This is a genomic window from Pseudoalteromonas sp. P1-30, from assembly GCF_001400005.1.
Lineage (GTDB): Bacteria > Pseudomonadota > Gammaproteobacteria > Enterobacterales > Alteromonadaceae > Pseudoalteromonas > Pseudoalteromonas atlantica.
Genome location: NZ_LKBC01000002.1, coordinates 681799 through 698818, shown reverse-complemented (window position 1 = coordinate 698818; position 17020 = coordinate 681799). Strand labels below are relative to the sequence as shown.

Sequence of the window (17020 nt, the reverse complement as noted above, 5' to 3'; positions counted from 1 at the left end):
GATTAGGTGTCTTTATTAGCAATAAGCTTACTATTATTTTTTTCTGGCGCTAATTGTTTTTTTAAGCGGTAATTTTGCCACTTTAATTTAGAAAACAATTTAAAGCTAATAAAACACCCTATTATTACACCCAGTATAAAGCAGATACTTATTATTACAGCGAGTGGCAAGGTATTACTGGCAATAATATAATTGATTTGTACTAATTGTGGATTTTGAGAACCCAATAAAAATGCGCAAAATAGGCATAGTACAACCAGAATAATTTTTAATACCTTAAACAAGTAACTACTCCAACTGGTTAACTAGGCAATACTCTCATTTACGCGGTCGCGTAATTCTTTGCCTGGTTTAAAATGAGGTACATGCTTACCATCAAGCTCTACTGTATCGCCAGTCTTAGGATTACGACCTGTGCGAGGAGCGCGGTAATGCAAAGAGAAACTACCAAAACCTCTGATCTCAATACGATCTGAAGTAGATAATGAGCCGGCCATTTGTTCAAGAATTTCTTTTACTGCATTTTCAACATCTTTCACTGGAACGTGTGCGTGCTGTTCGGCAAGTGTTTCTATCAGTTCTGACTTAGTCATAGCGTTTCCTTAAAGAGAATAGTGGAAGGGCAAAACTGCCCTTCCAATTAAAAACTAATTAGTAATTAGTCTTTTTGTGCATTTGCGAAAGCAGCTGCCATTGCGTTTTCAAACACTGGCTCTTCTTTCTTAAGCTTCTCTAGTACTTCTTTCTCTTCTGCTTCGAAAAGAGCTTTAACAGATAAGCTTAAAGTGCGGTTCTTACGATCAACGCCAACGTATTTAGCTTCGATTTCGTCGCCTACAGAAGCAACAGTTGTTGCATCTTCAACGCGCTCTTGAGCGATATCAGCTACACGGATGTAACCTTCAACGCCTTCGATAAGCTCTACAGTTGCGCCTTTCGCATCAACTTCAGTCACTTTACCTTTAACAATAGCACCTTTTTTGTTTGCATCAAGGTAGTTATTGAACGGGTCAGCTTCGATTTGCTTAACACCTAGAGAGATACGTTCACGCTCTGGGTCAACTTGCAATACGATAGCAGTGATTTCGTCGCCTTTCTTGAATTCACGTACAGCTTCTTCGCCAGGCGTGTTCCAAGAAATGTCTGAAAGGTGTACAAGACCATCAATACCACCGTCAAGACCGATAAAGATACCGAAGTCAGTGATTGATTTGATCTTACCAGTAACTTGGTCGCCTTTGTTTTGTAGACGAGCAAATTCCTGCCAAGGATTAGCAATACATTGCTTAAGACCAAGAGAAATACGACGACGTTCTTCGTCGATTTCAAGAACCATAACTTCAACAGTGTCACCTAGTGAAACAACTTTTGAAGGGTGGATGTTCTTGTTAGTCCAATCCATTTCAGAAACGTGAACTAGACCTTCAACGCCTTCTTCGATTTCTACGAAGCAACCGTAATCAGTAAGGTTAGTTACACGACCAGAAAGCTTAGAACCTTCTGGGTAACGACCAGCGATAGCTGCCCATGGATCTTCGCCAAGCTGTTTAAGGCCTAGAGATACACGAGTTTTATCTTTGTCGAATTTAAGAACTTTAACTGCGATTTCGTCGCCAACATTAACGATTTCTGAAGGGTGCTTAACACGCTTCCACGCCATATCAGTGATGTGTAGTAGACCATCAACACCACCAAGGTCAACGAATGCACCGTAGTCAGTAAGGTTCTTAACGATACCTTTAACTTCTTGACCTTCAACAAGGTTAGCAAGAAGCTCTTCACGTTCTTGTGAGTTTTCAGATTCGATAACTGCACGACGTGAAACAACAACGTTGTTACGTTTTTGGTCAAGCTTGATTACTTTAAATTCAAGCTCTTTACCTTCAAGGTGAGTTGTGTCACGTACTGGACGAACATCAACAAGTGAACCAGGTAGGAAAGCACGGATTGAATCAACTTCAACTGTGAAACCGCCTTTAACTTTACCGTTGATAACACCAGTAACAGTCTCTTGCTCTTCACATGCTTTCTCAAGACGGATCCACGCTTCGTGACGCTTCGCTTTCTCACGAGAAAGGATAGTTTCACCGAAACCGTCTTCGATTGCATCTAGTGCAACATCTACTTCGTCGCCTACAGCAACTTCTAGTTCACCAGCAGCATTTTTGAACTGCTCTGCAGGGATAGCACTTTCTGATTTAAGACCAGCATCTACAAGTACAATGTTATTCTCGATAGAGATTACTGTACCTTTAACAATAGAGCCTTGCTCTGCTTCAAAACCCTTTAAGCTTTCTTCAAATAACTGCGCAAAATTTTCTGACATACGAATATACGTCTCATATATTAATACCAATAAGCAACCATGCTGCATGGGGTTGTTAAAATAGCACTGGCGTCCTGCTGGTGCATAAAATGTGTTTAGCTTCGTTTAGGAAGCTTGCCTTGTGAGATAGCAATATCTACTAAAGTTATAACTTTATCAAACACTTGCTGAGCGTTAAGCTCGCTTGTGTCTATTTCAATTGCATCATCAGCAGGAACAAGCGGCGCAACGGTGCGATTCATATCGCGCTCATCACGAGCTTGAATGTCCTGTAATAGACCACTTAGTGTAACATCAAGGCCGCGCTCATTCAACTCAACATAACGTCTGCGCGCGCGTTCTTGTGCACTAGCGGTTAAATATATTTTTAATGGTGCGTCTTGAAAAACCACGGTGCCCATATCTCGGCCATCAGCAATTAAGCCCCGTTCGGTTTTAAACGCACGCTGGCGTCGAAGTAACGCTTCACGTACACGCGGTAATGCAGCCACTTTTGAAGCAGCTGCCCCAACCTCTTCATTACGAATTGTCGAGGTTACATCTTCGCCTTCTAAAATAACTTTTCCAGCATTAGTTTGACTATCAACCAAAAACTGCACATCTAAGTTTGCAGCAAGCGGGACAAGCGCTTCTTCGTTGTCTAATGCTATTTGGTGATGAAGTGCGGCAAGGGATAATACACGGTAAATTGCGCCGCTATCCAATACATCCCACCCCAATTTGTCGGCTAACAAGCGACAAACAGTTCCTTTACCTGAACCACTTGGGCCATCAACGGTGATTACGGGCATTAATAACGCCTGCATTTAAAACCTCCTGCAATGCACACCTAAATAAAACCGCGATATTATACGTCACTTCTGCAAATAGATCCGCTTTAGTGTGTAACTTTTTATAATTATTTATAAAAAGCCTACTCACTCACTGATGCTAAAACCTTGAAAAAGGTTGGAAAAGTTTTATATGTACACTTAGGATCGTTGATTGTAATAGGCTTTCCGCCTACGGCAACCATTGCAAAACACATCGCTATACGGTGATCGTCATACGTATCTATAGCCACATCATTGAATGCACTCGGTGGTGTAATTTCGATAAAATCTTCACCCTCTACAACCTCGGCACCCACTTTACGAAGTTCAGTTGCCATAGCATATAAACGGTCGGTTTCTTTTACACGCCAGTTATAAATATTGCGAATAGCCGTAGGCCCTTTAGCAAATAAAGCAACCGTAGCAAGTGTCATGGCCGCATCAGGGATAGCGTTAGCGTCAATATCAACACCTTTTAATTCACCTTTGCGAACAACTAAACGCTCGTCATACCATTTTATTTCAGCGCCAACTTGTTCCATCACTTTAGCAAAACCAATATCACCTTGAACTGATTTAGCGCCCACGCCTTTAATTTCAATTTCGCCACCGGCAATGGCCGCTGCCGCAACAAAGTAAGACGCTGATGATGCATCCCCCTCCACCATAATACGCTCTAGTGATTGGTATTGTTGGCCGCCTTTAACTTTAAATGTTGTATAGTCGCTGTGCTCAACAGTCACCCCAAAACGCGCCATTACATCTAACGTTATATCAATGTAAGGCTTAGATACCAAAGTACCCTTAATGGTAATTTGCGTATCACCACTAAATAAAGGGGCAGCCATTAGCAATGCTGTTAAAAATTGGCTAGAAATACTGCCATCAATTTCAACAGTACCGCCTTTAATTTGCCCACCAATTATTTTTAGTGGTGGGTAGTCTTTATGTTTTGTGTAGGTAATATCGCCGCCAAGTGCTTGTAGCGCATCGACTAAGTGCCCTATTGGGCGCTCTTCCATGCGCGGCTCACCTATAAGCTCATACTCCCCAGCTACAGCTGCGAGTACCGCGGTTAAAGGACGATAAGCAGTACCTGCATTGCCTAAAAATAAAGGTTCACTTGGGGTTTTAAATACACCGCCAACCCCTTCTACGGTTGCCACAGTGCGATCAACATTAAGCGTTACGTTAACACCTAGTAGTTTTAATGCACCCAACATATGGCGAATATCATCGCTATCTAACAGGTTTTCTACAACGGTAGTCCCTTGAGCCAGCGCTGCTAATAATAAAATACGGTTTGATAGGCTTTTAGACCCTGGTAAGGTAACACTGCCATTTACACGAGAAATAGGCTCTAAACGAAGTTGTTCCATTAGCTGTGCTCCTGTGCAAATGCCGCCATAAAGTCAACCAAGGCTTGAACACCTGCAAGTGGCATTGCGTTATAAATACTTGCGCGCATACCGCCTACAATTCGGTGCCCTTCTAGGGCAAGTAAGCCGGCTTCTTTAGATTGCGTTACAAACTTTTCGTTTAAGCTTTCATCGTTTAGCCAAAACGGTACATTCATACGCGAACGACAATGCGTCGCTACTTTATTAGTATAAAAAGGCGATTCATCAATAAAGTCATAAAGCAGCTTAGCTTTAGCAATATTTTGTGCTTCCATTGCCTTAACGCCACCGTTTTGCTCTAGCCATTCAAATACTTCGGCCGCTAAATACCATGCAAAAGTAGGCGGTGTATTAAACATGCTGCCTTGTTTTGCTTCAAGTGCGTAATCTAAAATGCCAGGTTTAGCTAAACCTTCACGCTCAAGTAATGTTTTGCGCACAATAACAATAGCTATACCTGATGGACCTATATTTTTTTGTGCACCGGCATAAATTAAATCAAATTTATTTACGTCAATTTCTCGCGACAAAATAGTCGACGACATATCAGCAATAATAGGCGCTGTTGGGTGACTAGGCACATCAAAAATCTCTAATCCGTCTACCGTTTCATTTGGACAGTAGTGAATGTAAGATGCATCTGCAGGTAACTCCCACTGCGCCACTTCTTTTATAGAAAACAGCCCGTTTGCGTCATTTCTAACGTTGATTGAGTGGGTTTGAGTAAATTTATTAGCTTCATCAGTGGCACTTTTAGACCAAACGCCGTTCTCGCAGTAAACCGCCGTTTTACCATTTTGATGTAAATTTAATGGCACAGCGCTAAATTGACCGCGGCCACCACCGTGCATAAATAACACTTCAAATTCATCGCTAATGTTCATTAAACGACGAAGGCTGGCTTCGCATTTTGCTGTAAGCGCTAAAAAATCTTTACTACGATGGCTTATTTCCATCACAGATACGCCTAAGTCTTGCCAGTCTAAAAATTCTTTTTGTGCTTTTTGCATAACAGCTTGTGGAAGCATAGCTGGCCCCGCACAAAAATTATATTTACTCATTACCTTTGCCTCATTCCAGTAATTTAAACTCTTTTGATAAACAAAAAAGGATTATTAATTTTTTTCAACATGATTAAAAAAAGCGGCCTTAGCCGCTTTTTCAATTTCAGTTATTCAGAAGGTGGATTATCATCCGTTGCTTCTTCATTTACTGTATCAACCGTTTCAACGTCTTCAATATCAACTAAGTCACTGTCTGTAACTTCAATCTCTTCGATACGTTGTAAACCAACTACTTGCTCTTCGTCAATAGTTCTGATCAAAATAACACCTTGGGTGTTACGTCCAACCGTCGATACTTCATTAACGCGGGTACGTACTAGCGTACCACGGTTTGAAATAATCATTATTTCGTCGTTGTCGTCAACTTGTACAGCGCCAACTACTGCGCCATTACGCTCACTCACCTTAATAGATACAACACCTTGTGTTGCACGGCTCTTAGATGGGTAATCTTCAAGTTGAGTACGTTTACCGTAACCATTTTCAGTCACAGTTAAAATAGCACCATCAGACTTAGGCACAATTAACGACACTACGCGTTGGTCGTCGGCCATTTTAATACCACGAACACCGGTAGCAGTACGCCCCATAGGGCGAACACCTTTGAAACGAATTTCAGGGTTGCCTTCTTCGTCAAGTACCGGGTTGCCGTTTTCATCAACAACAGCAGACTCTTCCGCTTCTTTAAAGCGTACCACTTTACCTGCATCAGTAAACAACATAATTTCGTTGCTACCGTCGGTAATATCAACCCCAATTAGGCTATCGCCTTCGTTAAGGTTTACCGCAATAATACCGCTTGCACGTTGACGACTGTATGCCGTTAGTGGTGTTTTCTTCACAGTACCAAATGCAGTTGCCATGAAAATGTATTTATCTTCTTCGTACTCGCGTACAGGTAAGATAGCAGTAATGCGCTCATCATCTTCAAGTGGCAGTAAGTTAACAATTGGCTTACCGCGAGCGGCGCGACTAGCCAGTGGTAACTGGTATACTTTAAGCCAGTACAAACGACCCGCAGTAGAGAAACATAAAATGGTATCGTGGGTATTAGCCACTAAAAGACGCTCAATGAAATCTTCATCTTTCATCTTCGTTGCTGACTTACCTTTACCACCACGGCGCTGTGCTTCGTAATCAGACAATGCCTGATACTTAACGTAACCTTCGTGAGATAGGGTCACAACAACATCTTCTTCGTTAATTAAATCTTCAAGGCTAATATCGTGCGCTGCCGCGTTAATTTCTGTACGACGCTCATCACCATATTGCTCTTTAATTTCAACTAACTCATCACGAATAACTTCCATTAAACGCTCAGGGCTAGCTAAAATGTGTAGTAGCTCAGCAATTAAATCTAACAGCGATTGGTACTCTGCTAAGATTTTTTCATGCTCAAGACCGGTTAGTTTGTGTAAACGTAAATCAAGAATTGCTTGTGCTTGCTGCTCAGAAATATAGTACTGACCATCGCGAATACCCAGCTCACTTGCCAGCCAATCTGGGCGTGCTACGTTGTCTTCGCCTGCTTTTTCAAGCATAGCTTGTACGTTACCTAAATCCCATGGGCGAGCTGTTAAGGCTACTTTAGCCTCAGCTGGGGTTGGCGATTTACGAATAAGCTCAATAATTGGGTCAATGTTGGCAAGCGCAATTGCTAAACCTTCAAGGGTATGAGCACGGTCGCGCGCTTTACGTAAATCAAATACGGTACGGCGTGTAACCACTTCACGGCGGTGAATAACAAACTCTTCAAGCATTTCTTTTAAGTTGAAACACTTAGGTTGGTTGTTAATTAATGCAACCATATTCATACCAAACACAGTTTGTAACTGAGTTTGTGAATATAAGTTGTTGAGGATAACTTCACCTACATCACCACGTTTGATCTCAATAACGATACGCATACCGTCTTTATCTGATTCATCACGTAGTGCGCTAATGCCTTCAATTTTTTTATCTTTAACAAGCTCAGCAATTTTTTCAATTAAGCGTGCTTTGTTAACCTGATAAGGAATTTCGTGCACGATAATGGTTTCGCGGCCTGTTTTTTCATCGGTTTCGATGTCGGCGCGTGCACGCATGTACACTTTACCACGGCCGGTTAAATAAGCATCTTCAATGCCTTTTTTACCATTGATAATGGCAGCCGTTGGGAAATCAGGACCCGGAATGTAATCCATTAATTCATGAATCGTTAAATCAGGGTTTTGAATAAGCGCTAAACAACCATTAACCACTTCAGTTAAGTTATGAGGTGGAATGTTTGTTGCCATACCTACCGCAATACCCGATGAACCGTTAACGAGCAAGTTAGGCACTTTGGTTGGTAAAACGTCAGGAATTTGTTCGGTACCGTCGTAGTTAGGAACGAAATCAACCGTTTCTTTTTCAAGATCGGCTAATAACTCATGCGACATTTTTGCCATACGTACTTCTGTATAACGCATTGCCGCTGCTGAATCACCATCAACCGAACCGAAGTTACCTTGGCCATCTACAAGCATATAACGTAGTGAGAATGGCTGTGCCATACGCACGATGGTGTCATAAACTGCACTGTCGCCGTGTGGGTGGTATTTACCGATTACGTCACCGACCACACGGGCCGATTTTTTGTAAGGCTTATTCCAGTCATTACTAAGCTCGTTCATTGCAAACAAAACGCGGCGGTGAACAGGTTTTAAACCATCACGTACGTCTGGTAATGCACGTCCTACAATTACGCTCATTGCGTAATCAAGGTAGGAGTTTTTTAACTCGTCTTCAATATTGACTGGCAGAATTTCATTGGCGAGATCAGTCATTTGATATCACATTCCTTCAGTATCAGCTCTTAGCAACCCAGTATTAGGCGCCAAGAGTATTTGTTATTATTTCTAAGCGACCATGCTATCACAATTAATTTAAATTTACAGGCGCAAAACTTTGCGATTTATCAATTTAGCCCTATATAATGGCCTCAGATTGACGAGGAAGTATTTTATGACCGAACATCAAAATGTAGATAACGCAGAAATAGCAAAATTTGAAGCCATTGCAGAGCGATGGTGGGACCAAGACGGAGAGTTTAAACCTCTTCACGAAATTAACCCATTACGATTAGACTTTGTGGCTAACAAAACCCAAGGCTTATTTGATAAAGAAACACTCGATGTAGGCTGTGGTGGCGGCATTCTTAGCGAAAGCATGGCACGCATGGGGGCACACGTAACCGGTATAGACATGGGCCAAGAGCCACTCACCGTAGCAAAGCTTCATAGCCTAGAAACCGGTGTAAATGTTGACTATATAAAAGTACCTGCAGAAGAATTTGCAACCCAGCACCCTGCTCGCTTTGATGTAATAACCTGTATGGAAATGCTAGAGCATGTACCTGACCCTGCTTCTATTATTCATGCAGTCGCAGAGCTTGCCAAGCCAGGGGCTGATGTGTTTTTCTCAACCCTAAATAAAACACCTAAAGCTTATTTGTTTGCTATTGTAGGTGCTGAAAAGCTGTTAAAAATGGTGCCTGAGGGCACACACGATCACAACAAATTTATCAAACCTGCACAACTGATTGCATGGGCTGAACAAGCCGGTTTAAAAGTACGTGCCAGTGCTGGCCTGGGCTACAACCCTCTTTCTAAGCAGTATTCATTAAATACAGATGTGAGTGTTAATTACATTCTTCATTTTGAGAAGTTAGCATAATGGCTAGATCTCATATCCCCTTAACTCCTTTTGAGTACGACGCTTTCTTATTTGATTTAGATGGCACCTTGCTTGATACAGCAGACGATTTAGGTGCTGCTTTAAATGCTGTACTTAAAAGTGAAGGTGTTGCGCAAGTTACGCCTGAAGCGTATAGAAAAGTAGCATCTAATGGCGCCGGCGCACTACTTGAACTTGGCTTTAAAGCGCAATGGGCATCGCAACCACAAACTGAACGTATAAAACAATTAGTCAGCCACTACAGCCAAAACCTAGCGACACACACCCGCTGCTTTGAAGGCATAGAATCATTACTCATAGCCCTTGATAACCAAGGTATAAAATGGGGAATAATGACTAATAAGCCAGGGTTTTTAACCGATCCATTAGTGGCTGCTATACCCGCTTTAAAAAATGCACACGTTGTGATCAGTGGCGATACCCTCACCGAGGCTAAACCATCGCCTTTACCCTTACTACACTGTACAAAACTGATGAACGTAGATCCTAAGCGTTGTTTATACATAGGTGATGCTCAACGTGATATAGAAGCAGGTAAAGCCGCAGGTATGCACACAGCAACAGCGCTTTGGGGCTATATACCAAGTATTGATGAGGCCAAGGGCTGGGAAGCCGATTTTAACTGGCACACCCCTATTGATGCTTTTAACCATATATAGTGCCATGTAAAGTTTTTATGCAAAGCTTGATGATAAAAAAAGCAGTCGAAATTTATTTTAAAAATGCATAAATTCAGCAGAACATTAGTTTACTTTTTAAACAGCTAAACCAAGTAATTGTTTACGGGTAAGTATCTACTAACACAATTATTTTATCCTAGACTTATCCACAAATAGGGGCAATTATGTCCCTTGCAAATCAGCACAGGCAGGATTAAAGTTTTATTAACACTTTGATGGAGTTGATATTTCAACTAAGTGGAGGGGCTGATATCACATTCAAAACTGGAATATGATATCAGCAAAGACACTTGCTAAAATTTTAGAAAGGCGCCTAATTGTGGAAATTTGAGCGTAACTTATTCTTATATTATCGGCAAGTGACTAACTTCAGATTTAGGAAAATTAAAATTGAAATTCAGTTTGTCTATAGAAATTTCAGAGAGTGCGATAATTACTATTTTTAAAATTCTTACATTCAGCAGCATGCTGTTTGCTTAAATTTAAATGGGCTATTTTTTAGCCCATTTCTATTTCTTAGCTTTGATTATGCTTTTTTTATTGAAATTGTTAGATCACTCAGTCAAAACAATTCTCTTAGGTAGCCCACTAAAACCATATATAGTGCCATGTAAATTTTTAAACACTATATATTGTGAGTTTTTATGCAAAGCTTGATGATAAAAAAAGCAGTCGAAATTTATTTTCAAAATGCATAAATTTAGCAGATCATTAGTTGATTTTTAGCTATTTCAACTTAAATGATTGTTCGAAGGTGAGTGACTACTAACACAAATACGTTATCCCAAAGTTATCCACAAATAGGGGCAATTATGTCCCTTGCAAATCAGCTCAGACCACACTATCTTGTGATCTCTAAATTGAACAACACCAGATATTGTGGCCAAATGTTATTCAATTAAATTCGCCAATACGGTGAAACTTATAATAAATGAATACGTACCTTGCTTTAGCGAGGTATAAAGCATTGGTCAAAATACACAATTCCCAAGGAATACAGGCAAAGCTATGAACCAACAGTTATCTGTAAGCAAGCGTGACGGGCGTAAAGAGCCTCTAGATCTTGATAAGATCCATCGCGTTATTGAATGGGCCGCCGAAGGTTTAAACAACGTATCGGTTTCACAGGTTGAATTAAAGTCACACATTCAATTTTACGACGGTATTCGTACAAAAGACATTCACGAAACCATCATTAAAGCAGCAGCCGATCAAATTTCAAAAGAGTCACCTGACTACCAGTACTTAGCTGCCCGCTTAGCTGTATTCCACTTACGCAAAAAAGCGTATGGCCAGTTTGAGCCTCCACGTTTATTTGACCATGTTACAAAAATGGTTGAAGACAAACGCTACGACGCTCATTTACTCGTTGATTACACAGAGCAAGAGCTTGATGAGCTAGATGCTTATCTTGATCATTCGCGCGATCTTAACTTTAGCTACGCAGCAGTAAAGCAGCTTGAAGGTAAATACCTAGTACAAAACCGCGTAACGGGTGAGATTTACGAAAGCGCCCAGTTTTTATATATCTTAGTGGCTGCGAGTTTATTCTCTGACTACCCGCGCGAAACGCGTACTGACTACATCAAACGTTTTTACGATGCAGTATCAACGTTTAAAATCTCTTTACCTACGCCAATTATGTCGGGTGTGCGTACCCCTACGCGTCAGTTTAGCTCGTGTGTACTTATTGAATGTGGCGACAGCCTTGATTCAATTAACGCCACATCATCTGCCATTGTTAAGTACGTTTCACAACGTGCAGGTATTGGTATTAACGCCGGCCGTATTCGTGCATTAGGTAGCCATATCCGTAATGGCGAGGCGTACCACACAGGTTGTATTCCTTTTTATAAGCACTTTCAAACAGCGGTTAAAAGCTGCTCGCAAGGTGGCGTACGTGGCGGTGCTGCAACGTTATTCTACCCGCTTTGGCATTTAGAAGTAGAAAACCTACTGGTACTTAAAAATAACCGTGGTGTTGATGATAACCGTGTTCGTCATTTAGATTACGGCGTACAGTTTAATAAACTAATGTACTCTCGTTTAATTAAAGACGACTACATTACGTTATTTAGCCCATCAGATGTGCCTGGCCTTTACGATGCATTCTTTGAAGACCAAGACGAGTTTGACGCGTTATACGTAAAATACGAGCAAGACGAGTCAATTCGTAAAAAGCGTATTAAAGCGATTGAGCTTTTCTCAATGTTCGCACAAGAGCGTGCCAGCACAGGTCGTATTTATTTACAAAACGTGGATCACTGTAATACGCACAGCCCGTTTATTTCTAAAGTGGCGCCAATTCGCCAATCTAACTTATGTTTAGAAATTGCATTGCCAACTAAGCCGTTAAATAACGTAAACGATGAAGAAGGCGAAATTGCACTTTGTACGCTATCTGCATTTAACCTAGGCGCTATTGAGTCACTTGATGAACTTGAAGAGCTTGCAGAGCTTGCAGTACGTGCACTTGATAACCTACTTGATTTCCAAGACTACCCAGTACCGGCTGCACGTAATGCCACTATGGGCCGTCGTACGTTAGGAATAGGCGTAATTAACTACGCTTACTACCTTGCTAAAAATGGTAAGCGTTACTCAGATGGTAGTGCTAATGCACTGACTCACAAAACGTTTGAAGCAATTCAATACTACTTAATGAAGGCATCAAACGAGCTGGCTAAAGAGCGTGGCGCGTGTCCTAAGTTTAACGAAACAACGTACTCTCAAGGTATTATGCCAACTGATACGTACAAACGTGACCTAGATAAAATTTGTGATGAGCCACTACACTTAGATTGGGATTCGTTACGTGCCAGCATTAAAGAGCACGGCATGCGTAACTCAACACTTAGCGCATTAATGCCTTCAGAAACATCGTCGCAAATCTCTAACGCAACTAACGGTATTGAGCCACCACGTGGTCACATTAGCGTTAAAGCAAGTAAAGACGGCATTTTAAAACAAGTAGTTCCTGAGTACGAACGCTTAAAAGATAACTACGAGCTACTGTGGGATATTCCATCAAACGATGGTTACTTACAGTTAGTGGGCATAATGCAAAAGTTTATTGACCAAACTATTTCGGCCAATACTAATTATGATCCAAACAAATACGAAGGCGGTAAAGTACCTATGAAAGTCTTATTAAAAGACTTACTAGGTGCATACAAGCTTGGTGTTAAAACACTTTACTACCATAACACCCGCGATGGCGCATCAGATGCACAAGACGACACTCCAGAAGTGGAAGATGATGATTGTGCAGGCGGCGCGTGTAAAATTTAATAGTTAAACTTAAAGCGGGCTCTTTGCCCGCTTTGTCCTGATAGTTTTAGTGATAGTTTTTTGAGTGATAGACATGTCTTATACTACTTTTAGTCGTAACCACAATGATCAAATGCAAGAGCCGATGTTTTTTGGCCAAACCGTTAACGTTTCGCGTTACGATCAACAAAAATACCCTATTTTTGAAAAATTGATTGAAAAGCAACTTTCGTTTTTTTGGCGTCCAGAAGAAGTAGACGTAAGTAAAGACCGTTTAGACTTTCAAGCATTACCAGAGCACGAAAAGCACATATTTTTAAGTAACTTAAAATATCAAACGCTGCTTGATAGTGTACAAGGCCGCTCGCCAAACGTTGCCCTACTCCCTATTGTGTCTATTCCTGAGCTAGAAACATGGATTGAAACGTGGGCATTTAGTGAAACTATTCACAGTCGCTCTTACACCCACATTATTCGTAACGTTACACAGTCACCAGAACTTATTTTTGATGACATAGTTAGTAACGAAAAAATTAGCGAACGTGCTGATGCGGTAACCACCTACTACGATGATTTAATCAATGGTGTGTCGCTTTATAACCTGTATGGCGAAGGCAAGCACGAAATTAACGGTCAAACCGTTGTGATTAGCTTATTTGATCTTAAAAAGAAACTTTACCTTGCCATGATGTCGGTAAATATTCTTGAAGCCATTCGTTTTTATGTCAGCTTTGCGTGTTCGTTTGCCTTTGCTGAGCGTGAATTAATGGAAGGTAACGCTAAAATCATCAAGCTAATAGCACGTGATGAAGCGCTTCACCTATCGGGTACGCAGCATATTTTAAACATTATGCAAGATGGTAAAGACGACCCTGAAATGGCGATTGTTGCCGCGCAGTGCCGTGAAGAAGCCATTAAAATGTTTGTTGAAGCCGCAGAGCAAGAAAAAGAATGGGCAGAGTACTTATTCAAAGATGGCTCTATGATTGGTTTGAACAAACACATTTTATGTCAGTATGTTGAATACATCACCAACGCACGTATGACCGCCATTGGCCTGCCTGCGCAATTTGAAAACAACAGTAACCCGATTCCATGGATCAACTCATGGCTTGTGTCTGACAACGTGCAAGTTGCACCGCAAGAAGCTGAAATTAGCTCATACCTTGTAGGTCAAATTGACTCACAAGTAGATGCCTCAGAATTTGGTGACTTTGATTTATAATGAGTGACAAACCCACTGCAAGTATAACGCTTGCAGATAACAGCCAGTGTATAGAATTTAGCACTGGCTGCCCTTCTGTTTTACATTGCTTAGAAAACCAAAAAATAGACGTAGCGTATCAATGTCGCGAAGGTTATTGTGGCGCGTGCAGAGCCACGTTAGTCTCTGGCCAAGTGCACTATAACGAAGAGCCTTTAGCGTTTGTACGCGAGGGAGAAATACTGCTGTGCTGTTGTAAGCCAAACGGTAATATAAGTATTAATTTAAAATAAATTTACTGCGTTTTATTCAAATACTGTGGTTCAAACCGGTAGTGCCCCGTGATTTTATAATCAAAAAGCATATCGGTTTTTTCTGCCCCACGCCCAATGTTATGTACAATTAATGGATTGCCAGTTTGTACTGAACGCTCATTAACTACCATCCCTATATGTGGCAGGTTACCCGGTAACATCCAAGTCACTATATCACCTGTTTTATACTCTTCAGGGCTATCAGATAATACTAACGCACGACCCTGTCTTTTAAAGTAGGTTTGTAAGTTAGGCACTCTGCGGTGGTCTATATTTTTATCGGGCTTGGTCAGTCCCCAAATACGCTTTGAGGGGTATAGAGTAAAATTGTCACGCATGTCTTCGTGTACTAACTGTTGTAAGTCTATACCTAACTGGCGATAAGCACGAATAATCACATCGGTACACACCCCAATATTACTTGGCACGTCCCCACCTGGGTAACTTATTGAACGATAGCTCCCATCATACGTAACTTGGTGTGTTGTTCGCTGTATTAATGCAGCAGTTATGTCTTCTTCAAATGAATTTGCTAAGGCACTAAAAGGCGCTAATACACTAAAATATAACCATACATTAGCCATATTCTGTTCCTTGTAAAAAAATTTATAATGCATCCAGTACATACTCAGGCACATTTATTTCCTCGCCTGAATTTATAAAGTGAGTATCGAGCGAATAAGCCAAAATTTCTAGCGGTGCATTGTGATAACCAAAGTGCTTAATTTCATTCATATAGCGCTCTATAAAGGCTAAAGCACCAAGATTTTGCCACTGCAATACATGCACTAATTCATGAAAATGTACGCGCAAGTTATCAACACTTGTCGGCAACAAGTAGTAAGTATTTTTATAAGTTATGCCGCTGACTTTCATATCAATAAAATCACCCAGCCCCATGGCACGTAAAGCAGCAAAATCGGGCTTGGGTATTTCATCGATTACAACATAAAAGGCATTTTCCAAAAATTCAGTTGGGTAAAAACCTGCAAACTGTGATGCAAATTGAGTACAGCACACCCGTTTGTATTTATATTTATGATTTACCTCATCAATCCATTGCTCGATTGCGGTTAATATATCCATATTCCAAGCCTCATTAAAATCGCGACTAACTAGGCTTAATTAACCTTCTTCTTCAGTCAGTGACTCAAGTAAATCATGAATTTCAGCTTTAAGCGCTTTATCTTCAATTTTATTAGCGCTTACCTTGGCATTTTTTAAGTTTTTAATCGCTTCGTTTTTTTGTCCAAGCTCTATTTGTAGAGTTGCCATTGAATAAGCAACCGACGACATATGATCTTTATTATTGATTGCAACCGACTTCTGTAGCGCTTTTTCATACGTGGTAATTGCCTCTTCAAGTTCTTCGGTAAAGTCAGCTAAGGTTTCCCACTGTACGGGGTGATCTTTTGAAGTATTCTCGTTTTCTTCACAAATAGCTTTGAGCCTAGAAAATAATAATTCAAACCTTTTACGGTCGTTTCTATTTGCAGCTTCCATCAGTTGCTCTGCTAAATCATGTACTGCTTTATATACTTTGGTGTTCATCATCAGGAACTATCCTTAACTGGTCACTAAACTAACTATTTAGAGGCGTCCTAATCTTATTAGAACGGCTAATTATTTAGGTGTAATAATACATTAATAATAGATAGCGGGTTGGAATTAAAAGTGTGGTTTTAAAATTATATATAAAAAAGTAATCCACGTTAATTACAGTGATACACTGAGAAACTAATCGTTACCTAATATACTGGCTAAAAATGAAAGAGTGCAACCAATGCGGTAAATGCTGTATTAAATACGGTGGGGGCGATTTAAGTGCAACCGTACAAGAAATTGAAATGTGGGCACTGTTTAACCCAGAGATTTATCAATATGTTAAAGATGATGAAATTTGGTTTGATCCAAAAACGCAAATGCGACTCTCCACTTGCCCCTTTTTAGAAATAGCGCCCAAAAAAGAGCCCTCCCATAAAACAATGTATACCTGTAGCATTTACCTAGATAGGCCAGAAGATTGCCGCCATTATCCAAGCCTAGTGTCAGAAATGATACGTGATGAATGCGAAATGATAGAACCTATCGATGTAAAAAACCAAACTAGAGCACAACATAAGCTTAATATAATTATGCTTGATAGCCGCTCTTAATCAGCTTATCTTATTTGCGTGTTTATTCATCGAAAAACGTTAAGCTATAGTATAACATTGTTGATAAGTCAAAAACG

16 protein-coding genes are annotated in these 17020 nt (G+C 40.7%); 6 read left to right on the top strand and 10 right to left on the bottom strand.

The window, feature by feature from the left end:
• Positions 1 to 2: 2 nt before the first annotated feature.
• From AN395_RS06575 to gyrA, 7 genes are all read right to left on the bottom strand, one after another.
• The gene (locus AN395_RS06575; RefSeq protein WP_004587873.1) at positions 3 to 284 is read right to left on the bottom strand and encodes a lipopolysaccharide assembly protein LapA domain-containing protein; all 282 of its coding nucleotides are present in this window, start codon (positions 282 to 284) and stop codon (positions 3 to 5) included.
• A gap of 21 nt (positions 285 to 305) precedes the next feature.
• Positions 306 to 593, bottom strand: coding sequence for an integration host factor subunit beta (gene ihfB, locus AN395_RS06570; RefSeq protein WP_004587872.1), 288 nt, complete (start codon positions 591 to 593; stop codon positions 306 to 308).
• A gap of 65 nt (positions 594 to 658) precedes the next feature.
• Positions 659 to 2326, bottom strand: coding sequence for a 30S ribosomal protein S1 (rpsA, locus tag AN395_RS06565; RefSeq protein WP_004587871.1), 1668 nt, complete (start codon positions 2324 to 2326; stop codon positions 659 to 661).
• A gap of 95 nt (positions 2327 to 2421) precedes the next feature.
• Positions 2422 to 3132 (bottom strand): (d)CMP kinase, encoded by a 711-nt coding sequence (gene cmk / locus AN395_RS06560; RefSeq protein WP_004587870.1) that lies wholly within the window; start codon positions 3130 to 3132, stop codon positions 2422 to 2424.
• Positions 3133 to 3239: 107 nt separating this feature from the next.
• Positions 3240 to 4517: a 3-phosphoshikimate 1-carboxyvinyltransferase gene (aroA, locus tag AN395_RS06555; protein WP_054982455.1), complete on the bottom strand. Its 1278-nt coding sequence runs from the start codon at positions 4515 to 4517 to the stop codon at positions 3240 to 3242.
• Positions 4517 to 5599, bottom strand: a complete 1083-nt coding sequence (gene serC, locus AN395_RS06550; protein WP_024034095.1) for a 3-phosphoserine/phosphohydroxythreonine transaminase — start codon at positions 5597 to 5599, stop codon at positions 4517 to 4519. The genes aroA and serC overlap by 1 nt, the downstream gene beginning before the upstream one ends.
• A 110-nt stretch (positions 5600 to 5709) precedes the next feature.
• Entirely contained in the window at positions 5710 to 8409 is a 2700-nt protein-coding gene (gene gyrA / locus AN395_RS06545; protein ID WP_054982454.1) for a DNA topoisomerase (ATP-hydrolyzing) subunit A, read from the bottom strand.
• A 178-nt stretch (positions 8410 to 8587) separates the two neighbouring features.
• Between gyrA and ubiG the strand changes: the two genes are divergently transcribed.
• The 5 genes from ubiG to yfaE all read left to right on the top strand — a co-directional run bounded on the left by ubiG (position 8588) and on the right by yfaE (position 14766).
• Positions 8588 to 9298, top strand: a complete 711-nt coding sequence (gene ubiG, locus AN395_RS06540) for a bifunctional 2-polyprenyl-6-hydroxyphenol methylase/3-demethylubiquinol 3-O-methyltransferase UbiG (RefSeq protein ID WP_004587866.1) — start codon at positions 8588 to 8590, stop codon at positions 9296 to 9298.
• Complete coding sequence (locus AN395_RS06535; RefSeq protein ID WP_054982453.1) at positions 9298 to 9978, top strand: HAD family hydrolase; 681 nt, start codon at positions 9298 to 9300, stop codon at positions 9976 to 9978. The genes ubiG and AN395_RS06535 overlap by 1 nt, the downstream gene beginning before the upstream one ends.
• Before the next feature lie 1029 nt (positions 9979 to 11007).
• Entirely contained in the window at positions 11008 to 13290 is a 2283-nt protein-coding gene (gene nrdA, locus AN395_RS06530) for a class 1a ribonucleoside-diphosphate reductase subunit alpha (protein WP_054982452.1), read from the top strand.
• Between the two features lie 73 nt (positions 13291 to 13363).
• Positions 13364 to 14494 carry a class Ia ribonucleoside-diphosphate reductase subunit beta gene (nrdB, locus tag AN395_RS06525; RefSeq protein WP_004587863.1) on the top strand — a complete coding sequence of 377 codons (1131 nt, stop codon included), beginning with the start codon at positions 13364 to 13366 and terminating at the stop codon, positions 14492 to 14494.
• Positions 14494 to 14766 (top strand): class I ribonucleotide reductase maintenance protein YfaE, encoded by a 273-nt coding sequence (gene yfaE, locus AN395_RS06520; protein ID WP_004587862.1) that lies wholly within the window; start codon positions 14494 to 14496, stop codon positions 14764 to 14766. Before nrdB ends, yfaE begins: the two co-directional genes overlap by 1 nt.
• Before the next feature lie 2 nt (positions 14767 to 14768).
• Here yfaE and AN395_RS06515 read toward each other — a convergent pair whose 3' ends face one another.
• Genes AN395_RS06515 through AN395_RS06505 form a run of 3 tightly spaced genes read right to left on the bottom strand, consistent with a single transcriptional unit; the run spans position 14769 to position 16341 of the window.
• Positions 14769 to 15371: a DUF1287 domain-containing protein gene (locus AN395_RS06515; protein ID WP_054982451.1), complete on the bottom strand. Its 603-nt coding sequence runs from the start codon at positions 15369 to 15371 to the stop codon at positions 14769 to 14771.
• Between the two features lie 22 nt (positions 15372 to 15393).
• Positions 15394 to 15873, bottom strand: coding sequence for a hypothetical protein (locus AN395_RS06510; protein ID WP_095206623.1), 480 nt, complete (start codon positions 15871 to 15873; stop codon positions 15394 to 15396).
• A gap of 39 nt (positions 15874 to 15912) precedes the next feature.
• Positions 15913 to 16341: a hypothetical protein gene (locus AN395_RS06505; RefSeq protein ID WP_054982450.1), complete on the bottom strand. Its 429-nt coding sequence runs from the start codon at positions 16339 to 16341 to the stop codon at positions 15913 to 15915.
• Positions 16342 to 16553: 212 nt separating this feature from the next.
• Here AN395_RS06505 and AN395_RS06500 point away from each other — a divergent pair, with 212 nt between their 5' ends.
• Positions 16554 to 16943 (top strand): YkgJ family cysteine cluster protein, encoded by a 390-nt coding sequence (locus tag AN395_RS06500; RefSeq protein ID WP_004587858.1) that lies wholly within the window; start codon positions 16554 to 16556, stop codon positions 16941 to 16943.
• The last annotated feature ends 77 nt before the right edge of the window (positions 16944 to 17020 follow it).

Excerpts from the sequence above, each read along its gene's own strand:
- AN395_RS06515 (WP_054982451.1), bottom strand. The coding sequence starts at position 15,371 with ATGGCTAATGTATGGTTATATTTTAGTGTATTAGCGCCTTTTAGTGCC.
- ubiG (WP_004587866.1), top strand. The coding sequence starts at position 8,588 with ATGACCGAACATCAAAATGTAGATAACGCAGAAATAGCAAAATTTGAA.
- nrdB (WP_004587863.1), top strand. The coding sequence starts at position 13,364 with ATGTCTTATACTACTTTTAGTCGTAACCACAATGATCAAATGCAAGAG.
- aroA (WP_054982455.1), bottom strand. The coding sequence starts at position 4,517 with ATGGAACAACTTCGTTTAGAGCCTATTTCTCGTGTAAATGGCAGTGTT.
- AN395_RS06510 (WP_095206623.1), bottom strand. The coding sequence starts at position 15,873 with ATGGATATATTAACCGCAATCGAGCAATGGATTGATGAGGTAAATCAT.
- rpsA (WP_004587871.1), bottom strand. The coding sequence starts at position 2,326 with ATGTCAGAAAATTTTGCGCAGTTATTTGAAGAAAGCTTAAAGGGTTTT.
- AN395_RS06500 (WP_004587858.1), top strand. The coding sequence starts at position 16,554 with ATGAAAGAGTGCAACCAATGCGGTAAATGCTGTATTAAATACGGTGGG.
- gyrA (WP_054982454.1), bottom strand. The coding sequence starts at position 8,409 with ATGACTGATCTCGCCAATGAAATTCTGCCAGTCAATATTGAAGACGAG.
- nrdA (WP_054982452.1), top strand. The coding sequence starts at position 11,008 with ATGAACCAACAGTTATCTGTAAGCAAGCGTGACGGGCGTAAAGAGCCT.
- AN395_RS06535 (WP_054982453.1), top strand. The coding sequence starts at position 9,298 with ATGGCTAGATCTCATATCCCCTTAACTCCTTTTGAGTACGACGCTTTC.
- yfaE (WP_004587862.1), top strand. The coding sequence starts at position 14,494 with ATGAGTGACAAACCCACTGCAAGTATAACGCTTGCAGATAACAGCCAG.
- serC (WP_024034095.1), bottom strand. The coding sequence starts at position 5,599 with ATGAGTAAATATAATTTTTGTGCGGGGCCAGCTATGCTTCCACAAGCT.
- AN395_RS06505 (WP_054982450.1), bottom strand. The coding sequence starts at position 16,341 with ATGATGAACACCAAAGTATATAAAGCAGTACATGATTTAGCAGAGCAA.
- cmk (WP_004587870.1), bottom strand. The coding sequence starts at position 3,132 with ATGCAGGCGTTATTAATGCCCGTAATCACCGTTGATGGCCCAAGTGGT.
- ihfB (WP_004587872.1), bottom strand. The coding sequence starts at position 593 with ATGACTAAGTCAGAACTGATAGAAACACTTGCCGAACAGCACGCACAC.